The 18875-nt window shown below is 57.6% G+C and carries 17 protein-coding genes; 13 read left to right on the top strand and 4 right to left on the bottom strand.

Annotated features, from left to right (window positions below; genetic code table 11):
* Positions 1-145: 145 nt before the first annotated feature.
* From leuS to ACG74X_RS12655, 4 genes are all read left to right on the top strand, one after another.
* Positions 146-2728, top strand: a complete 2583-nt coding sequence (gene leuS / locus ACG74X_RS12670) for a leucine--tRNA ligase (RefSeq protein WP_411235244.1) — start codon at positions 146-148, stop codon at positions 2726-2728.
* On the top strand, positions 2715-3209 hold the full coding sequence (gene lptE / locus ACG74X_RS12665; RefSeq protein ID WP_411235243.1) for an LPS assembly lipoprotein LptE: 495 nt from the start codon (positions 2715-2717) through the stop codon (positions 3207-3209). The genes leuS and lptE overlap by 14 nt, the downstream gene beginning before the upstream one ends.
* Positions 3206-4231: a DNA polymerase III subunit delta gene (gene holA / locus ACG74X_RS12660; protein WP_411235242.1), complete on the top strand. Its 1026-nt coding sequence runs from the start codon at positions 3206-3208 to the stop codon at positions 4229-4231. The genes lptE and holA overlap by 4 nt, the downstream gene beginning before the upstream one ends.
* Before the next feature lie 80 nt (positions 4232-4311).
* Positions 4312-4662: a PRC-barrel domain-containing protein gene (locus tag ACG74X_RS12655; RefSeq protein ID WP_411235240.1), complete on the top strand. Its 351-nt coding sequence runs from the start codon at positions 4312-4314 to the stop codon at positions 4660-4662.
* Positions 4663-4668: 6 nt separating this feature from the next.
* Here ACG74X_RS12655 and ACG74X_RS12650 read toward each other — a convergent pair whose 3' ends face one another.
* Both ACG74X_RS12650 and ACG74X_RS12645 read right to left on the bottom strand, forming a co-directional pair.
* Positions 4669-5370 carry a response regulator transcription factor gene (locus ACG74X_RS12650; RefSeq protein ID WP_411235239.1) on the bottom strand — a complete coding sequence of 234 codons (702 nt, stop codon included), beginning with the start codon at positions 5368-5370 and terminating at the stop codon, positions 4669-4671.
* Positions 5367-7265: a PAS-domain containing protein gene (locus ACG74X_RS12645; RefSeq protein WP_411235238.1), complete on the bottom strand. Its 1899-nt coding sequence runs from the start codon at positions 7263-7265 to the stop codon at positions 5367-5369. The genes ACG74X_RS12650 and ACG74X_RS12645 overlap by 4 nt, the downstream gene beginning before the upstream one ends.
* A 245-nt stretch (positions 7266-7510) precedes the next feature.
* Here ACG74X_RS12645 and ACG74X_RS12640 point away from each other — a divergent pair, with 245 nt between their 5' ends.
* From ACG74X_RS12640 to ACG74X_RS12600, 9 genes are all read left to right on the top strand, one after another.
* A complete protein-coding gene (locus ACG74X_RS12640; protein ID WP_411235624.1) occupies positions 7511-9475 on the top strand; it encodes an AMP-binding protein in 1965 nt (654 codons plus the stop codon).
* 112 nt (positions 9476-9587) lie between these two features.
* On the top strand, positions 9588-10400 hold the full coding sequence (locus ACG74X_RS12635; RefSeq protein ID WP_411235237.1) for an ABC transporter ATP-binding protein: 813 nt from the start codon (positions 9588-9590) through the stop codon (positions 10398-10400).
* A 10-nt stretch (positions 10401-10410) separates the two neighbouring features.
* On the top strand, positions 10411-11364 hold the full coding sequence (locus ACG74X_RS12630; RefSeq protein ID WP_411235236.1) for a branched-chain amino acid ABC transporter permease: 954 nt from the start codon (positions 10411-10413) through the stop codon (positions 11362-11364).
* 79 nt (positions 11365-11443) lie between these two features.
* The gene (locus ACG74X_RS12625; RefSeq protein ID WP_411235235.1) at positions 11444-11683 is read left to right on the top strand and encodes a hypothetical protein; all 240 of its coding nucleotides are present in this window, start codon (positions 11444-11446) and stop codon (positions 11681-11683) included.
* Positions 11683-12912, top strand: a complete 1230-nt coding sequence (locus ACG74X_RS12620; protein ID WP_411235234.1) for a branched-chain amino acid ABC transporter permease — start codon at positions 11683-11685, stop codon at positions 12910-12912. The genes ACG74X_RS12625 and ACG74X_RS12620 overlap by 1 nt, the downstream gene beginning before the upstream one ends.
* 63 nt (positions 12913-12975) lie before the next feature.
* Positions 12976-14274, top strand: a complete 1299-nt coding sequence (locus tag ACG74X_RS12615) for an ABC transporter substrate-binding protein (RefSeq protein ID WP_411235233.1) — start codon at positions 12976-12978, stop codon at positions 14272-14274.
* 72 nt (positions 14275-14346) lie between these two features.
* Positions 14347-15171 carry an ABC transporter ATP-binding protein gene (locus ACG74X_RS12610; protein WP_411235231.1) on the top strand — a complete coding sequence of 275 codons (825 nt, stop codon included), beginning with the start codon at positions 14347-14349 and terminating at the stop codon, positions 15169-15171.
* A gap of 145 nt (positions 15172-15316) precedes the next feature.
* Positions 15317-16516 (top strand): phenylacetate--CoA ligase family protein, encoded by a 1200-nt coding sequence (locus ACG74X_RS12605; protein WP_411235230.1) that lies wholly within the window; start codon positions 15317-15319, stop codon positions 16514-16516.
* Between the two features lie 116 nt (positions 16517-16632).
* A complete protein-coding gene (locus tag ACG74X_RS12600) occupies positions 16633-18294 on the top strand; it encodes a peptidoglycan-binding protein (RefSeq protein WP_411235229.1) in 1662 nt (553 codons plus the stop codon).
* Between the two features lie 16 nt (positions 18295-18310).
* Here ACG74X_RS12600 and ACG74X_RS12595 read toward each other — a convergent pair whose 3' ends face one another.
* Together ACG74X_RS12595 and ykgO are read right to left on the bottom strand one after the other, a co-directional pair.
* Positions 18311-18619, bottom strand: a complete 309-nt coding sequence (locus tag ACG74X_RS12595) for a DUF4389 domain-containing protein (protein ID WP_411235227.1) — start codon at positions 18617-18619, stop codon at positions 18311-18313.
* Positions 18620-18749: 130 nt separating this feature from the next.
* Positions 18750-18875, bottom strand: a complete 126-nt coding sequence (gene ykgO / locus ACG74X_RS12590) for a type B 50S ribosomal protein L36 (RefSeq protein ID WP_008562923.1) — start codon at positions 18873-18875, stop codon at positions 18750-18752.

The raw sequence follows: 18875 nt of genomic DNA, 5'->3' as shown, positions 1-18875 counted from the left end.
GCGCCTTGATATGCCCGCAAACGCGGTGCTTCACAACGGGTCGGCGGATCAGAGACGCAAACTGAGACCGCTTGCGGGTCTGGACCATCGCGGGGCATCGGCCTATCACGCGATTTGAACCGCACGAGTATCAAGGACCCGCCCCATGTCGCGTTACGAGCCCTCTGTCATTGAGCCGAAATGGCAGGCCACCTGGGAAGAGCACCAGACGTTCCGCGCTGTGCGCTCGGATGACAAGCCGAAATATTACGTGCTTGAGATGTTCCCCTATCCTTCGGGGCGCATCCATATCGGGCATGTGCGCAACTACACGATGGGCGATGTGATCGCGCGGTATAAGCTGGCGACTGGGCATAACGTGCTGCATCCGATGGGGTTTGATGCGTTCGGGATGCCTGCGGAAAACGCCGCGATGGCGTCGGGCGGGCATCCGAAGGATTGGACCTATTCCAACATCGACACGATGGTCAGCCAGATGAAGCCTTTGGGGTTCGGTCTGGACTGGAGCCGGATGTTTGCGACCTGTGATCCCGAGTATTACGGGCAGCAGCAAGCGCTGTTTCTGGATTTCCTTGAGGCCGGGCTGGTTTATCGCAAGAATGCGGTGGTGAATTGGGACCCGGTCGATATGACCGTGCTGGCCAATGAACAGGTGATCGACGGCAAAGGCTGGAGATCCGGTGCCGAGGTGGAACGGCGCGAGCTGACGCAATGGTTCTTCAAGATCAGTGATTTCAGCGAGGAATTGCTGGACGCGCTGGACGACCTCGACGACTGGCCGGCCAAGGTCAAGCTGATGCAAGCCAACTGGATCGGCAAATCGCGGGGGCTTCAGTTTGCGTTCTCGACCATTGATGGCCCTGACGGGCATGACCGGATCGAAGTGTATACAACCCGTCCCGATACGCTGATGGGGGCGTCCTTTGTGGGCATTTCGCCGGATCATCCGCTTGCCAAGCAACTTGAAAAAGACAACGCGGACCTGGCGGCGTTCAACGCAGAATGCCGCAAAGGCGGAACCACGGCCGAGGCGTTGGAAAAGGCCGAAAAGAAGGGCTTTGATACGGGGCTGCGCGTGCGGCATCCGTTTGACACGGCTTGGGAATTGCCGGTCTATGTCGCCAACTTCATCCTGATGGATTACGGCACCGGCGCGATTTTTGGCTGTCCGGCGCATGACCAGCGCGATCTGGATTTTGCGCGCAAATACGATCTGCCGGTGGTGTCCACCTATGCGCCTGCCAAGGATGAGGGCATCGCCATGCCCGAAGACGGCGGTGACGCGTTTGTGCCGCCCAAGACCGAGCCCGTGATCTATGTGCGCGGCTTTGCCGGCGAGACCGAGCAGACGGGCGACGCGGCCATCGACGCCGCCATTGACTTTTGCGAGGCAAACGGGATTGGCCACGGCGTGACCAAGTATCGCCTGCGCGATTGGGGTCTGAGCCGTCAGCGCTATTGGGGCTGCCCGATCCCGGTGGTGCATTGTGACGCCTGCGGTGTGGTGCCTGAAAAGGCAGAGAATCTGCCGATTGAATTGCCCTATGACGAGGACGGTGCGGCGATTGATTTCTCGGTTCCCGGCAATCCGCTGGATCGTCACCCAAGCTGGCGCAACGTGCCGTGCCCGTCCTGTGGCAAGCCCGCGCAGCGCGAGACGGACACGATGGACACGTTTGTCGATTCGTCGTGGTACTTTGCACGCTTCACCGCGCCTCGGGCTGAAACACCGACGAATCTGGAGGATGCCGCCTACTGGATGAACGTCGATCAATATATCGGCGGGATCGAACACGCGATTCTGCACCTGCTTTATTCGCGGTTCTTTGCGCGCGCGATGCATATCACCGGGCATCTGCCGAAAACTGCGATAGAGCCGTTTGATGCGCTCTTCACGCAAGGGATGGTGACGCACGCGATTTACAAGACGACTGGCGCGGATGGGCGGCCTGTTTACCATTATCCCGAAGATGTGGAGCTGCGCGATGGCAAGGCGTTCCTGAAAGATGGCACCGAGGTTCAGATCATTCCTTCGGCCAAAATGTCGAAGTCGAAGAACAACGTGGTCGATCCGGTTGCCATCATTCAGCAATATGGTGCCGATACGGCGCGGTGGTTTGTGCTGTCCGATTCGCCCCCCGAGCGGGATGTGGAATGGACGGCCTCTGGGGCAGAAGCCGCATCCAAGCATTTGAACCGCGTGTACCGCATCGCGGCAGAGCTGGCCGAGGCAAATGAACCGTCAAATGCCGAGGATACCGCGTTGCTGCGCGAGATGCACAAGGCGATCCATGACGTGACGGTTGGGGTCGAAAGCTTTGGCTTTAATGCCTCGATTGCAAAGCTTTACGCCTTTACCAATGTGCTGGCCAAATCCAAAGCCGGGTCTGATGCAAAGCGTCAGGCGGCCAGGGTTCTGGCGCAGTTGATGTCGCCCATGACGCCGCATTTGTCCGAAGAGATCTGGTCGTTGCTTGGGGGCGAGGGGCTTGTGGCGAACGCGGCCTGGCCGGTTGCCGACGAGGCCATGCTGGTGGAAGATACCGTAACGATGCCCATTCAGGTGAATGGCAAACGCCGGGACGAGATCACCGTTGCGAAAGACCTTGATAAGGCCGAGGTTGAAAAGCTGGCGCTGGCGACCGATGGTGTGCTGCGCGCTCTTGATGGGGCTGCCCCGAAAAAGGTGATCGTTGTGCCGGGTCGGATCGTGAATGTTGTGGCATAGAAGACGGGCAATCTTTGGACTGATTGGGCTTTTTGCCGGGTCGGCCTGCGGGTTTACGCCTGTCTATGGGCCGGATGGCCCGGCTTTTGCCTTACAGGGCAATCTGCGGGTGTCTGCGCCGGATCGGCGGGACGGATTCCTGATTTCGCAGCGTTTGGAAGACCGGTTCGGGCGCAATGATGCGGGACGCTATGTTCTTTCGGTCACAACAGAAATCCGGCGGCAGGGGTTGGCGACATCGGTGGAAGGCACAACCAACCGCTTTCGGCTGACCGGTTTCGTGACTTACACGCTGCGCGACACCGAAACAGACAAGGTTGTCCGCGAGGGCCGCGAGACGAATTTTACCGGTTTTTCCGCGACCGGTTCGACCGTTGCCACTTTGGCGGCGGAACGTGATGCGGCGGCGCGGTTGATGGTTATTCTGGCAGACCAGGTGGTGGATCGGCTGATCCTGACTGCGTCGGATTTGCCGGGATGAAGCTTTCTCCGCGCGAGGCGTCCGGATATTTCACCAAGCCCGATGCAGGCAAGCTTGGCATCTTGATCTATGGCGAAGATGCGATGCGGGTTGCACTGAAGCGGCAGGAATTGATCGCGGCGCTAATCGGGCCTGACGGGGAAGGCGAAATGCGTCTGACGCGCATTCCGGCCGCAGAGTTGCGCAAAGAGCCCGCGCTTTTGGGCGATGCGATCAAGGCGGTCGGGTTTTTTCCCGGACCTCGCGTCGCTTTTGTTGAAGATGCGAATGACACCGTGTCCAAGATCATCGCGGGCGCGGTCGAGGATTGGCAGCCGGGGGATGCGCAGATTGTTGTGACCGGTGGGCAGTTGCCAGCCAAATCGCAGCTCCGCAAACTGTTCGAGGGGCATCCCAACGCCTATGCGGCGGCCTTATACAATGACCCGCCATCGCGGGCCGAGATCGAGGCAGAGCTGACACGCGCGGGTCTGGCACGGCCTGACGGCGCGGCGATGGAAATGCTGACCGTGCTGTCGCGCGAGATTGACCCCGGCGATTTCAGGCAAACGCTTGAGAAAGTGGCGCTGTATAAACTGGGCGACGATGCGCCGTTGACCCCGGATGAGGTAACGCTGTGTGCGCCGGGATCGACCGAGGCGGATCTGGACGATGTGTTGAACATCGTGGCTGAGGGGCGCACGGGCGAGATTGGGCCAGTGATGTCACGTCTTGGCGCACAGGGCACGACGGCGGTCACGCTGCTCATTATGGCGACACGACATTTCAGGGCGTTGCACAGTGCCGCGTCCGACCCCGGCGGGGTGGGGGCCGGAATGGGACGGCTGCGTCCGCCCGTGTTTGGCCCCCGCCGCGACCGGATGGCTCGGCAGGCGTCGGGATGGGGGATGCACCGGTTGGAACAGGCGTTGCAGATGTTGCTTGAAACCGATCTGTCGCTGCGCTCTGCCGGGCAACACGGACCGGCGCTTGCCATTGTCGAGCGGTCCTTTATCCGCCTTGCGATGCTGGGGCGGCGGTAGTTCTGGACGAATGGGTTTTGTGGGGGAACCTCCGCCACACCATTGGAGTTTGCTCTTTGAAACTTGCAATGGAGGCTATGATGACACGTTGGATATGTTTGGCAGCGCTGGCCTGTGCCATGCCGGTGTACGCGCAAGACGCCGAAGAGGGCTCTGCCGGGCCAGTAGAGACACGCGATGGCACATTTATGCAAAGCGCAGATGATATTGATGTGCGCAACACCAATGGCGATGTGATCGGAGAGATTGAAGAAATCCTGATCGACAGCAACGGCCAGCCTGCCGGTTTTCTGATCGAGATGGGCGGGTTTTTAGACCTTGCGGATACCGAGGTTGCCGTACCGCTTGATGCGCTGACCTGGGATGGCGCGGAATATGTGAGCAAGATGACCGAAGAGCAGCTTCAGAATCTGGCTCCGTTTGACGAGTAAGGCTGATCAGGACCAGCTGACATCGGTCAGGAAAATATAGCCCGCGCCATAGATCGTTTTGATCAGGCGCGGGTTTTTCGGATCTTCGCGCAGCTTGGTGCGCAACCGCGAGATGCGCACGTCCATTGCGCGATCAAAACTTTCGCCCGCTGCCCCGCCCAGTGAATTTTGCATGAATTCCCGCGTGATCAGGCGATTGGGGCTGTCAAGAAACAGGCGCAGCACCTCGCCCTCGGCATGGGAAAACGGCGTTTCCGCGCCGCTTTCGTCTTCCAGCGAATAGCGGTCGAAATGCGCGGTCCACCCATTGAAGCGGGCGGTTTGGTGGGGTGTTGCCGGTGCGTTGCGGGTGCGCAGCCGGGCGCGAACGCGGGCCACGACCTCGGCGGGATCGAAGGGTTTGATGATGTAATCATCGGCCCCCAGCTCCAGGCCGGTGATTTTATCCTGCACCTGCGCGCGGCCTGAGATGATGATCACGGTCGCGCCTTGTTCCAGGGCCAGACGATGCACAAGGCTGAGGCCGTCGCGGTCTGGCAGGCCCAGATCCACTAGGCACACATCCGGTGTGGTGCGGCGCAAGGCGGCTTCGAATTCGGCAGCACGAGCATAGGCTTTTGTGTCGAATCCCGCGTCCTGCAAGGCCTCTGACAACATGGCACGGATCGCGGGTTCGTCGTCGAGGATGGTGATCAATGGTTTGTTCATATCTCTGCGGTTTTATGGCCAAGAAACATCGCAAGCTGTGCTTCGGTGAAGGGTTTTGAAAGGAGGGATGTTATGCGTCTTGCGTGACTGTATCGGGGATCTGAGGATGGCAGGGATGTCATGAGGTAGACTGGTTTGTCGGGCAGGGCATCGACCAGCGCCGTGCCAAGTTTTTCCCCTTCGAGCGAGATGTCAGACAGCACAAAAGCAATGTCGGGCACGCCTTGCGCCAGCGCGTAGGCCTCATCAACAGAGGTGGCTTCGATGACGCTGTGACCAAGGCTGGTTAGCATATTGCGAATCGTCATGCGCAGATCGGCGTTGTCTTCCACAAGGAGGACAAGATCGTTGACGGCATGCCGTGCCGCAGGACGGAACGGCAAACGCAAGGTCACGCATGCGCCAGTTGCGGTGTTTGCAAGCTTGAGCTGACCACCGGCAAGTTTGGCCATGTCATACACCATCGACAGGCCCAGCCCCGAGCCTTTGTCGCCTTTCGTGGTAAAAAAGGGATCAAGAGCATGGTTCAGCGCGTCACCCGAGAAGCCCGGTCCGGTATCGGCGACGGTAAAGTCGATCCAGGTGTTTTGTAGCTGGCTGGCGATCAGGGTGATAGTGCCATTGTCTGGGCATGCATCCCGGGCATTCAGGATCAGGTTCAGAAGGCTGTCTTGCAATTGGCCAGGGTCCAGCAGCGCAGGGGAAGTCACATGGTTTTCAACCACAAGGGTCATACTGTCGGGGATCGACGGCGATGACAGCGTGCGCAAATCGCTAAGAAAGGTATCAAGATCAAGGGGTTCCGGTTGCCATGCGCGATGCGCGGTGATGTCGGCTATGCGATTAAGAAGATCACCGCCGCGCCGCGCGGCCTGAAGCGTTGCTGTGATCAAAGGATCGGCGTTCGGGGGCAAGCCCATACGCGCCAGTTTCGACTGCATGCCAAGAATGATGGTGAGCAGGTTGGAAAAATCATGCGCAAGCCCGGATGTCAGCTGCGCGGCCATCTCGCGGCGGCGCGTTTGTTGCAGGGCCGCCCGCGCTTGTGTTTCTTCGGTGACATCCATCGACAGGATATAAACACCGTTTTCGCGTTCGTCGGGGGTAAAGGCGACACGGATTCGACGGGAGCTGTGGGTGTCGGTGAATTCAAAAGTCGAAGGATCACCGGCCAGCGCCATTTGCAGGTTCGGCAGCACACGGGAATAGGCGTCTGTGCCCAAAGCCTCAGAGATATGGAGCCCTTCGATCCGCGAGGGGCGGCCCGGGATGACCGATGACAGCTTGCGATTCGAAAAGCTATAGCGCCCGGCGCTATCGACATGGGCGATATGGGCCGGCATCATTTCAGTGGTCAGCCGGGTATGCGCCTCCATGTCGGTGAGTTCGCGCTGGGCTTCCTCCAACGCCGATACGGTTGCGGCAAGTTCGCGATTTGTGGTTGCCAGTTCCTCGGAACGGGCCAGTACCTCTTCGGAAAGGAGTTCTGACCGCGTGCGCAGAAGTTGTTCTTGGGATTTGGTTTCGGTGATATCGGTGTAGACTGTAACCCAACCGCCTTGCGGCAGCGGTGCGCCTTCGACGCTGATCATGCGATTGTTGGCGCGGCGGCGTTCCATGTAATGCGGCTGGAACGCACGAGCCTGATCGACACGCGTTTCGACAAAACTGTCAATGTCGTCGACCTGCCCATATTCGCCTTGTTCAACAAGATGCAAAAGGGTTTCGGCGAAATCCGCGCCGGGTTTGGTCAGATGCGCAGGCAATGCAAACATCTCGGCAAAACGGGTGTTGCAGGCGGCAAGTTTGAGATCGCTGTCATAGATCGACAAGGCCTGTCCGATTAGGTTCAGGCCAGCCTGAACAAGGGCCTCTGTCTGTACCCGGTCAGCCATGACATCCGATCCAAGCCTGCGCGTTTTTCATTTTGGCACCTCCTGGTCTTGGCCAAGACTTTACGGTTTGGCGTCACGGCCACAAGTCAAACGGATGGGAGAGCTGTTACAATTCGTTGGAATTGAGAAAACTTCAGGAAAAAGTTGACCGTCACCCTTTGCCTTGTCCAATCTCAAGACAGAATCGCAAAATAAGGCGATCTGTTCGGAAAGCCCGGACAATGGGAGGAAACGATTTGGCACATTTGACCGAGGGCGCAGAGGGCCTGCGTTCGGTTCCGGCGCTTTTGGCGCGCAACGCTGCGCAGCTTGGCAATTCGCCTGCCTATCGCGAAAAAGAATACGGCATCTGGCAAAGCTGGACCTGGTCGGAAACCGCCCAAGAAATCGAGGCATTGGCCCTGGGGCTGTTGAACCTTGGGGTCGCAGAGGGCGATTTCATCGCGGTTATCGGACGCAACCGCCCGTATTTCTATTGGTCGATGGTCGCGGCGCAATCGATTGGCGCGATCCCGGTGCCGCTTTATCAGGATGCGGTCGCGGAGGAGATGAAATACGTACTGGACCACTGCGGTGCCCGGTTCGCCATTGTCAGTGACCAAGAGCAGGTCGACAAGATCATCGAGATCCAGGACGATCTGCATCAATTCGAGCATATGATCTACCTCGATCCACGCGGCCTGCGGAAATACGATCATACCCGTTTGCACGAGTTCTCTCATGTTCAGAACCAGGGCCGTGCTGCTTATGATGAATTTATAAAAGAGCTTTCGTCGCGCCGCGCCAAGCTGGATTATGACAGCACATGTGTGATGTTGTACACGTCGGGCACGACGGGCAAACCCAAGGGGGTTGTGCTGTCCAATCGCAATATCATCGAAACGGCGAAGGCTTCCTCTGAATTTGACCATCTCAAAGCGGATGACGAAGTTTTAGCATATCTGCCAATGGCTTGGGTCGGTGATTTTATCTTTTCAATTGGGCAGGCCTATTGGTCGGGGTTCTGCGTCAATTGCCCGGAAAGCCCGGAGACGATGATGACCGACCTGCGCGAGATTGCCCCGTCATATTATTTTGCGCCGCCGCGGGTGTTCGAAACACAGCTGACGCAAATCATGATCCGGATGGAGGATTCGGGAACCTTCAAAAAGAAGACATTTGACTACTTTATGGAACACGCGCGCAAGGTCGGGCCTGCCATTCTGGATGGGCATTCTGTTGGCGCGTTTGATCGGCTGAAATACCGGCTTGGCGAAATCATGGTGTACGGACCGTTGAAAAACGCGCTGGGATTTTCGAATGTGCGTGTGGGCTACACTGCGGGTGAAGCGATTGGGCCGGAGATTTTCGATTTCTACCGGGCGCTTGGGATCAACCTGAAACAGCTTTATGGCCAAACCGAAGCGTCGGTCTTTATCACTCAGCAGCCCGATGGAGAGGTGCGGTCGGATACGGTTGGTGTGCCGTCGCCGGGTGTGGAAATTCGCATCGAAGAAAATGGCGAAGTGTTTTACCGGTCGCCCGGCGTTTTTGTCGAATATTACAAGAACGCCGAATCAACGGCAGATACGAAGGATCCGGAAGGCTGGGTTGCGACGGGCGATGCCGGGTTTATCGAGGAATCGACAGGGCATCTTCGGATTATCGACCGCGCGAAGGATGTGGGCGCGATGGCCGATGGAGCGATGTTTGCGCCGAAATATGTTGAAAACAAGCTGAAATTCTATCCGAATATTCTTGAAGCGGTGGTGTTCGGCGCGGGTCGCGACCGCTGTACGGCATTTATCAACATTGATCTTGCCGCGGTAGGAAACTGGGCAGAACGCAACAACATTGCCTATGCGTCCTATCAGGAGTTGGCTGGACACCAGCAGGTGCTCGATACGATCCAAGGCCATATCGAAGAGGTGAACGCCTCGGTCGCGCAGGACGAGATGTTGTCGGGGTGCCAGGTGCATCGTTTTCTTGTGTTGCACAAGGAACTGGACGCCGATGACGGGGAGTTGACGCGCACCCGCAAAGTGCGGCGCAAGATTATCGGTGAAAAGTTCGAGGATCTTGTAACCGCGCTCTATGATGGCTCGCCCTCGGTCTACACCGAAACGGAGGTGACCTACGAGGATGGGCGTAAGGGCAAGATCAAAGCAACTTTGGAAATTCGGGATGCCAAAGTGGTTCCGGTGATCCCGCAGAAGATAGCGGCGGAATGATGGGTATGTGGCACAGTTTTTTCTGGGTGGGCCCAAGAATCTTCGTACGAAGATTCTTAGAACGTCCTAATAAATTATGGATATCGCGGAGATTTGTCAGGGGAGATGTCTGATGAAAGACACCGAAGGATACGTCACCGCAGATGGTCGCCAGATTGGCGGCACCCTGATGGAGATGAAAAACATCACCCTGCGGTTTGGCGGTGTTGTGGCCATTCAGGACATTTCGTTCGATATCCATGAGGGCGAGGTGCGCGCCATTATCGGACCAAACGGGGCTGGAAAATCCTCCATGCTGAATGTGATTTCCGGCTTTTACACACCGTCCGAAGGCGAGGTGTGGTATCAAGGGGCAAAGCGTCCGCCGATGAAGCCGTTTGAAGTGGCCCGCCAGGGCGTGGCGCGGACGTTTCAGAACATCGCCCTGTTCGAAGGTATGACGGTTCTGGACAACGTGATGACGGGCCGGTTGACGCATATGACCGCCGGCTTGGCATCACAGGCGCTGTGGTGGGGCAAGGCCCGAGACGAGGAAATGGAAAACCGCGAAAAAGTCGAGCGGGTTATTGATTTTCTTGAAATCCAGAGCATCCGCAAAACGCCGGTTGGGCGTTTGCCTTATGGGCTCAAGAAGCGGGTCGAGCTTGCCCGTGCCCTGGCTGCAGAGCCGTCGCTTTTGTTGCTGGACGAGCCGATGGCTGGGATGAATGTCGAGGAAAAAGAGGACATGAGCCGCTTTATTCTGGATGTGAACGATGAATTCGGCACCACGATCTGCCTGATCGAGCACGATATGGGGGTTGTCATGGATCTGTCGGATCGTGTGGTTGTGATGGATTACGGCAAAAAGATTGGCGATGGCACACCTGATGAGGTGCGCAACAATGAAGATGTGATTGCCGCCTATCTTGGCGTTGCGCATTGAGGGGGCAGGCATGCTAAACGAAATATTCATCGCGCCGTTTGTAGACATGTTCACGGCACCGGACTTTCTGATGCAGGTGCTTTGGGAAGGGTTGGTATCGGGTATTCTGTACGCGCTGATCGCCTTGGGCTTTGTTCTGATCTTCCGGTCCAGCCGGATTTTCAACTTTGCGCAGGGCATTATGGTGGTGTTCGCGGCTTTGACGCTTGTCGGGCTGTATTCCATGGGGGTGCCTGCGTGGATCAGCGTCGGGTTGACGCTTGCTGTGATGTTTGTGCTTGCCGTCACGATCGAGCGCGTGGTCTTGCGACCGCTTGTCGGACAGCCGGACATCATTCTGTTCATGGCAACAATTGGCATAACATTGTTTCTGATCGGCTTGGGCGAGACCATTTTTGGCGGCGAAAACAAGGTCATGATCACCGAAGAGCTGGGAATTCCAACGGGTGACACGGTGCTTGAGCCGTTTGGTGGCCTGCTGATCCTGCAACATCTGGACATAACGGTTGTGATTGTCGCCACGTTGCTGGTGTTGGCGCTGTTGGCGTTTCTCAATTACACCCAGATGGGCCGTGCGATCCGGGCGCTGGGGGATGATCACCAGGCGGCTTTGTCGGTTGGCATCTCGTTGCAAACTATCTGGGTTCTGGTGTGGTTCATCGCGGGCATTATTGCGCTTGTGACCGGGATCGCCTGGGGCGCGCGGGCGGGTGTCAGTTTTGCGCTTGAGGTGATTGCCTACAAGGCGCTTCCGGTTCTGATGCTGGGCGGGCTGGAATCGATCACCGGTGCGATTGTCGGCGGGTTGATGATCGGCATTCTTGAAAAACTCTTCGAAATTTACTGGGGCCAGCCGCTTTTGGGCGGCAATACGGAAACGTGGTTTGCCTTTGTCCTGGCGTTGATTGTTTTGCTTTTCCGTCCGCAAGGATTGTTTGGAGAGCGCATCATCGAAAGGGTCTAGCGCAGCGCGGGGCGCGCTGTGAAACAAACAGGATCGCGGAACGATTTTCGCTTTACGAACAGACCGAAAGACAGGTGACATGCCGAAACTGATTGCATTTCTAAACGTAGTGGCCTGGTCCGGATTTTGGGCCTTTGGCTATCTGGCGCTGACCAGCGGGACAGAGGCCGGCAGTCAGACCGTTGTTGCAATCCTGCTGGCTGCGGCTGGCGGAGCAGCGGGGCTTTGGGCGTATTTCTGGCTTATCCAACATTCCGAGGCGACCGGCTATGCCAAGCCGCGCAATCGCGCCGTACTGCCGGAAGAGGAGGCAACCTGATGTTGTATCGCACGGCCGGTCAATTCAAGACGAGTTATGTCCGCGATCAAGCCTTGTTTCCTGTGCGACAGGACGCGCTGCTTTTGGGGATTGTGCTGGTTTTCGCCTGGGTGATTTTTCCGCTGACCGCATCTGAATTCACCTTTCAGACGCTTCTCATTCCGATCCTGATCTATGCGTTGGCCGCGATGGGTTTGAACATCCTCACGGGGTTTGCCGGACAGCTTTCGCTGGGGACCGGAGCGTTTATGGGTGTCGGGGCCTATGCGTGCTACAAGATGGTGACGCTCATGCCAGAGCTGAACCCGATTATTGCCATTCTGTTATCGGGGTTCTTCAGCGCGGGGATCGGGGTTGCTTTTGGCATCCCGAGCCTTCGGATCAAGGGGTTTTATCTGGCGATTGCCACACTTGCCGCTCAGTTCTTTTTGGTCTGGCTGTTTGAAAAATGGTCATGGCTTTACAATTACAACGCCTCAGGCGCGATACAGGTGCCCAACCTTGAAATGTTCGGTATCTTTGTGTCCGGCCCCCAGGCGGCATCGGTCACCGAATATTACATCGTCTTGTTCATCGTGACGCTTTTGACGGTCCTGTGTATCAATCTGACCCGTGGCAATCTGGGCCGGACGTGGAAAGCGACGCGCGATATGGACATCGCGGCAGAGCTGATTGGCATCAATCTGATGAAATCCAAGCTAACGGCTTTTGCGGTGTCATCCTATGTGGTGGGCGTGGCCGGTGCGCTTTATGTGTTTATGTGGAAGGGGGCCGCCGAGCCGAATGTGTTCGATATCCCGCTGTCGTTTCAGGTCTTGTTTATTGCGATTATTGGTGGGCTTGGGTCGATCATGGGCAATTATCTGGGGGCCATTCTGATTGTTGGTCTGCCGGTGCTGCTGAATGTGGTTGCAGGCACACAGGTGTTCCAGATGTCCTGGGGCACGTCGGCGCTTTTGATCCTTTTGATCGCAGCGGCCACCTTTCTGTTCTGGGTCGCGCGCAACATGTGGGGCGTTGGGGCCGCGATCGGATTTGGGGCGGTGACGCTGATCTATGGCTATGCGCAGCTTCAGGGGTTCCGGATCGATTCTGCGTTGATTGAACATATCAACGTGATGATTGTCGGCGCGCTGATCATCTTTTTCCTGATCATCGAACCGCACGGGTTGAACCAGTTGTGGCGATTGATCCGGGAAAAGCTCATTATCTGGCCCTTCCCGCACTGAGACGGGACAGGCCCAAGACCAGGAAACACCAAGAAAAACGAAAGTTCCAATGGGAGGACAACCATGAAACATTTTACCAAACTGGCCGCCGCTGCTGCGCTTGGCACAGTGATGGGCACGGCAGCCATTGCCGAAAGCCTGTATTTGCCGAACCTGGCCTACCGCACCGGGCCGTTTGCGGCGACAGGTATTCCGTTGATGAATGGTCAGGCGGATTACATGACGCTGTTGAACCAGCGTGACGGTGGCATTGGCGGTGTGCCGATTGATTTTGAGGAATGCGAAACCGGATATTCCACGGAAAAAGGTGTGGAATGTTATGAAAAAACCAAGGGCAAGGCGATTGTGACCCAGCCTTGGTCAACCGGCATCACCCTGCAGGTTCTGCCCAAGGCGAATGTGGACGAGATCCCAATTCTCGCCTCGGGCTATGGTTTTTCTCCAATGGCGGACGGCAAGGTGTTTCAGTGGGCGTTCAACATGCCTGCCGGGTACTGGGATGCTGCGGATATGATCATCCAGTATCTGGAATCCGAAGGCTCGCTTGACGGCAAGAAAATTGCATTCCTGCATCTTGACCACCCGTTCGGCAAAGAGCCGCTTCCGGTGTTGCAAATGCATTCCGAAAGCAAAGGTTTCGAATTGCTGCCAATCCCGGTTGGTCTGAAAGAGATGCAGAACCAGTCCGCGCAGTGGCTTCAGATCCGTCGCGAGCGTCCGGACTATGTGGTCATGTGGGGCTGGGGCGCGATGAACGCCGGGGCCATCACCGAAGCGGTCAAGACCAAGTTCCCGATGGACAACATGCTGGGCGTCTGGTGGGCCGGTCATGACGCTGATCTGCGTCTGGTTGGAGAAGAGGGCAAAGGCTACAAGTCGATTTCCTGGTCATTCCCGAACCCGGATGCACCGCTGATGCAGGAGATCAAGGAAACCGTCTTTGACGCCGGGCTAAGCCAGTCCAACGAACAAGAGATGCAGGGCGTTTTCTATGGTCGTGGTCTGGTTATGTCGATGATCCTGTCCGAAGCGATCAGAGGTGCGCAAGAGCACTTTGGTGAGGCCAATATTGATGCCACGCAGCTGCGGTGGGGGCTTGAGAACATCAACCTGACCGAAGAGCGTATCGCAGAGCTGGGTATGGACGGCATGGTGCCGCCGTTCTCGACCTCATGTGCCAATCATACCGGTCATTCCGGCGGGTGGATGCTTGAGTGGGATGGCTCCAAGTTTGTCAAGGCATCCGATCTGTTGACGGCAAATGTTGAGGGCTATGCGGATCTGATTGCCTCTGCTGCTGCGGATTACGCGACGGCGAATGCGCCCTGGGCGATGAACGAAGAGTGCTCGGCCACAAACTAGGCGGGCAAGACCCCGGCGGTTTCCCAAGACGCCGCCGGGGGCATTTGCATATTTTTGAAAAGAAGAAGAGCCATGCTGGACGCCGGACGCACCGATGAGACGCTTCTTGAAGTGAACAACATCGAAGTGATTTACAATCACGTCATCCTTGTTCTGAAAGGCGTAAGCCTGACGGTCAGAAAAGGCGGGATTACGGCCCTTTTGGGGGGCAATGGTGCTGGCAAGACCACGACGTTGAAGGCGATTTCCAACCTGCTGCATTCCGAACGCGGAGAGGTCACGAAGGGGTCGATCCTTTATCAGGGCGAAACGGTGCAGGGGCTTGATCCGGCGTCATTGGTCAAGCGGGGCGTCATTCAGGTGATGGAAGGGCGGCATTGCTTTGAGCACCTGACCGTTGAGGAGAACCTGTTGACCGGAGCCTACACCCGCAAAGATGGCAAAGCCGCCATCGAGCAGGATCTTGAGATGGTCTACACCTATTTCCCGCGTCTGAAAGAACGGCGCAGATCGCAGGCCGGGTATACGTCGGGCGGCGAGCAGCAAATGACAGCCATCGGTCGCGCGCTCATGTCGCGGCCTCAGACCGTATTGCTGGATGAGCCGTCCATGGGATTGGCCCCGCAATTGGTCGAGCAGATTTTCGAGATTGTGAAATCGGTGAATGAAAACGAGGGCGTCAGTTTTCTGTTGGCCGAACAGAACACCAATGTGGCGCTACGCTATGCGCATGAGGGATATATCCTGGAAAATGGTCGCGTCGTGATGGACGGACCTGCTGCAGAGTTGCGCGAAAATCCGGATGTGAAAGAGTTTTACCTTGGGATGTCGGATGAAGGCCGCAAATCGTTTCGCGATGTCCGCAGCTATCGCCGCCGCAAAAGATGGCTTGCATGAGCACAGCTTTAGCGATGGCGGTCATTTGGCCGGGCCACCCGTTCCCCTGTGAACGGCCCGATTTGAACACACGCGCAGACGGCACATGGCGTGATGTGGCAAGATCCCGGCCCTGTGCCGCACAAGGACGCACAAGGACAATGAGATGAGCCAGTATTTCGACGAGTTGGAAACACGCAGCGAGGATGAACGTCTGGCGGCGCAAAACGCCGCTTTCGTGCAACAGGTGTCGCGCGTTATGGCGGTTGAGGGATCTGTTTTGGGGGGCTGTTCGCCGGTGACATCGCTGGAGGACATCACAAGATTGCCGGTGTTGCGCAAATCCCAGCTGGTGACCTGGCAGAAAGAAGCCCCGCCATTCGGGGGTGTGCCGGTTGGCAACATGGCCCATGTGTTTCAATCACCCGGCCCGATTTATGAACCCGGCGGTGTGAGCCATGACTGGTGGCGCATGGGGCGCTTTCTGCATGCCTGTGGCATCGGGTCGGATGACATCGTGCAGAACTGTTTTGGCTATCACCTGACCCCTGCGGGGATGATTTTTGAGAATGGCGCGCGGGCCGTCGGGGCGGCGGTTTTGCCTGCCGGTACCGGCCAGACAGAGCTTCAGGCGCAGGCGGCGCATGACATTGGCATCACGGCGTATGCCGGAACGCCGGACTATCTTAAGATCATATTGGAAAAGGCCGATGAACTGGCATTGCCGCTAAAGATCAGCAAGGCGGCTGTCGGGGGAGGGGCGCTGTTTCCCTCATTGCGACAGTATTATGTGGATCGCGGTATTTCCTGTCGTCAGTGTTACGCCACCGCGGATCTGGGCAACATCGCCTATGAGAGCGAGGCCGAGGACGGTTTGATCCTGGATGAGGGGGTGATTGTCGAGATCGTGACACCGGGCACGGGTGATCCGGTGCCCGAAGGCGAGGTCGGCGAAGTTGTGGTGACCACCTTGAACCCGGATTATCCGCTGATTCGCTTTGCCACCGGCGATCTGAGTGCCATTCTGCCGGGCCAGTCGTCCTGCGGGCGGACCAATGCCCGGATCAAGGGCTGGATGGGGCGGGCCGATCAAACGACCAAGATCAAGGGTATGTTTGTGCGTCCTGAACAGGTGGCCGCCCTGGTCGCACGTCATGACGAGATCGAGCGCGCGCGTGTCGTGGCCAGCCGCGACGGCGAAGTCGACGTGATGACGGTTCGGATCGAGACGGCCGCACAGGATAGTGCGTCATTCGAGGCAAGCGTTGCAGAGACGCTGAAGCTGAAGGGGCGGGTCGAGCTGGTGCCGCCCGGGGCGTTGCCGCGCGATGGGCTGGTTATAGAGGATGCGCGAAGCTATGACTGACCGCCTCTGGCGGGAGCCTGTCTGGATTTGAAGAAAAAGCCCGGTATTTCCTTTTGGATATTGGATAACGATCCTGTTTCATGCGGTACTGTGTCGACCAGATAGAGGACCATAGAATGAAACGACTGCTATTCTCGGCGGCTTTGATGATCGGTTTGAGCGCCCCCGCCTGGGCGGCCTCCAGCGCTGTTCTGGTCATTGGCAATGGGGACGAACGGGTTTTGCAGCGTCAGACCGGGAGCCGTGATCTTGGCATATTACAGGACAGGTTCAGCGACGCTGATATGCGGGTCAGTACGGTTGCCGGGGCGGATCTGCGCGAGATGCGCAGCGCGTTTTCGGAGTTTGCGCGTGATCTGACTGTGCAGACCCAAGACGTGGTTATCGTTTTGACAGGGCGGTTCGTGTCGACTGTTGCCGGGACATATCTTTTGCCGAACGGCACGCGGGGGGACGTAAGCCTGATGCAGGTGCTGAACGACGGCTTTCCCGTGGATGCGATCTATGCGGTGGCTGCGCAATTCCCCGGTCGGGCGTTGATCGTTTTGGGGGCGTCGGAGGGCCGGGGTGATCTGGCCGATGGGCTGTCGGATACGGTGCCGGAGGCAGGTATCCCGCAGGGTGTGACGGTTGCGACTGGCGATCAGCGCGCGGCGCTGGCTTTGGCATCGCGCTTGTCAGAGGGCGGCGGCGAGGACGTTCTGCCCCTGATCCGATCATCCGGACTGCAGCTTATGGGGTTTGTGCCGGACACGCTTGTTCTTTTGCAGGGCGCAGATGCTGATTTGCCCGTGGTCATTGAAGATCCAGCCGATCAAACTGCAGAAGATCGGGCCGCTTGGCAGGATGCAGTGAATGCGGACACCGAGGCGGGGTACAGAGCCTATCTTGCCGCGTTTCCGAATGGGGAGAATGCGGCGGAGGCCAGACAGCGTTTGACCGCGATTCAGGAAGAGCCGTTTTACCGCGAGAAACGCGCCGAAGCGGCGCTTGATCTGTCGCGGGATGCGCGGCGGGATATTCAGCGGGATTTGTCGTTGTTGGGATATAATACGCGCGGCATTGACGGAATTTTCGGGCGTGGCACCCGCTCTGCGATTGCGAATTGGCAAAAGGCGACCGGAGAAACCGGGTCTGGATATCTGACGGCAACCCAGATCGTGCGACTGGACCGGCAAGCAGATGACCGCGCGGCACAGCTTGAGGAAGAAGCGCGCACACGTCAGGCTGCCTTGGAGCGCGAGGATCGGGCGTTTTGGGCAGACACCGGATCGCGCGGGTCGGAGGCTGGTTACCGTGCCTATCTTGAACGCTTTCCGGATGGGTTTTTCGCTGATGTTGCGCAGGAACGCCTGGACGCGATCGAGGCACAGCGCAATGCCCAAGCCGAAGAGCGTGACCGTGCGCGGTGGCAGGTTGCGCGCCGGGACGACACGATTGCAGCATATCGCGGGTATCTGGCTGATCGTCCAAACGGGGCTTTCGCACAAGAGGCGCAGGCGCGGATCAATTGGCTTGAGCGCAATTCGGAAACAGCCCAAATCGAAAAAATCGCCAAGGCGGCGGAGGATGCGTTGCAATTGAATGCGGCGGGGCGGAAACTGGTTGAGGGGCGTCTGGAGGCGTTGGGATTGGAGCCGGGGGCGGTTGACGGGACGTTCGATGAAGACAGCCGTCGCGCTATCCGACGGTATCAGGATGCGCGGCGCTTGCGGGTTTCGGGCTATCTTGATCAGGCCACGATGGTGCGTCTGATGGCGGATGCGATCTTGCGTTGAGGGCGGGCCAGGCGGGTCAGTCCAACTCGGTCCAGGGCCAGGGCTTTACGTGACTTGCTGCGGTTTGATACCGCGCGGCCTTGGCCATCCAGATACCAAGATCGGTGCCGAAATCCGCCAGCCGTTCATTGGGCTGCTGGTTGTTTACCAGCATCACGACGTACTGGATCAGGGTCATCGCCCCCAGAACCGTTTGCGCGACAGAAATCATGATCGCAATCAGGATCATATAGATCAGGCGTTCGATCATTGAGTCGGGTTTTTCCGGCTCGATCTGATCGCCGTTCAAGCGGCCCGATACCTTGTCGTCGTCAGAAAGGGGCATTTTGTTTTCCTTTTCCATCGCGGTTCGGCATACATTTTAGGGGCTTTGAAACAAGGACGCCAATCTGTTGCCGAAAACGAAAAAAGCCACCCGCGTTGGGTGGCCTTTTCCAATGTATTTTCGTTTCCGCTTAGCCCTGGCGGGCTTTGAACCGGCGCTGTGTCTTGTTGATCACATAGACACGGCCCTTGCGGCGCACAACGCGGCAGTCGCGATGGCGGTTCTTGAGCGAACGAAGCGAGTTCTTGACCTTCAT

It is taken from the genome of Marivita sp. S0852 (assembly GCF_046591575.1).
GTDB lineage: Bacteria > Pseudomonadota > Alphaproteobacteria > Rhodobacterales > Rhodobacteraceae > Marivita.
This window is presented reverse-complemented; position numbering and strand designations above follow the sequence as displayed.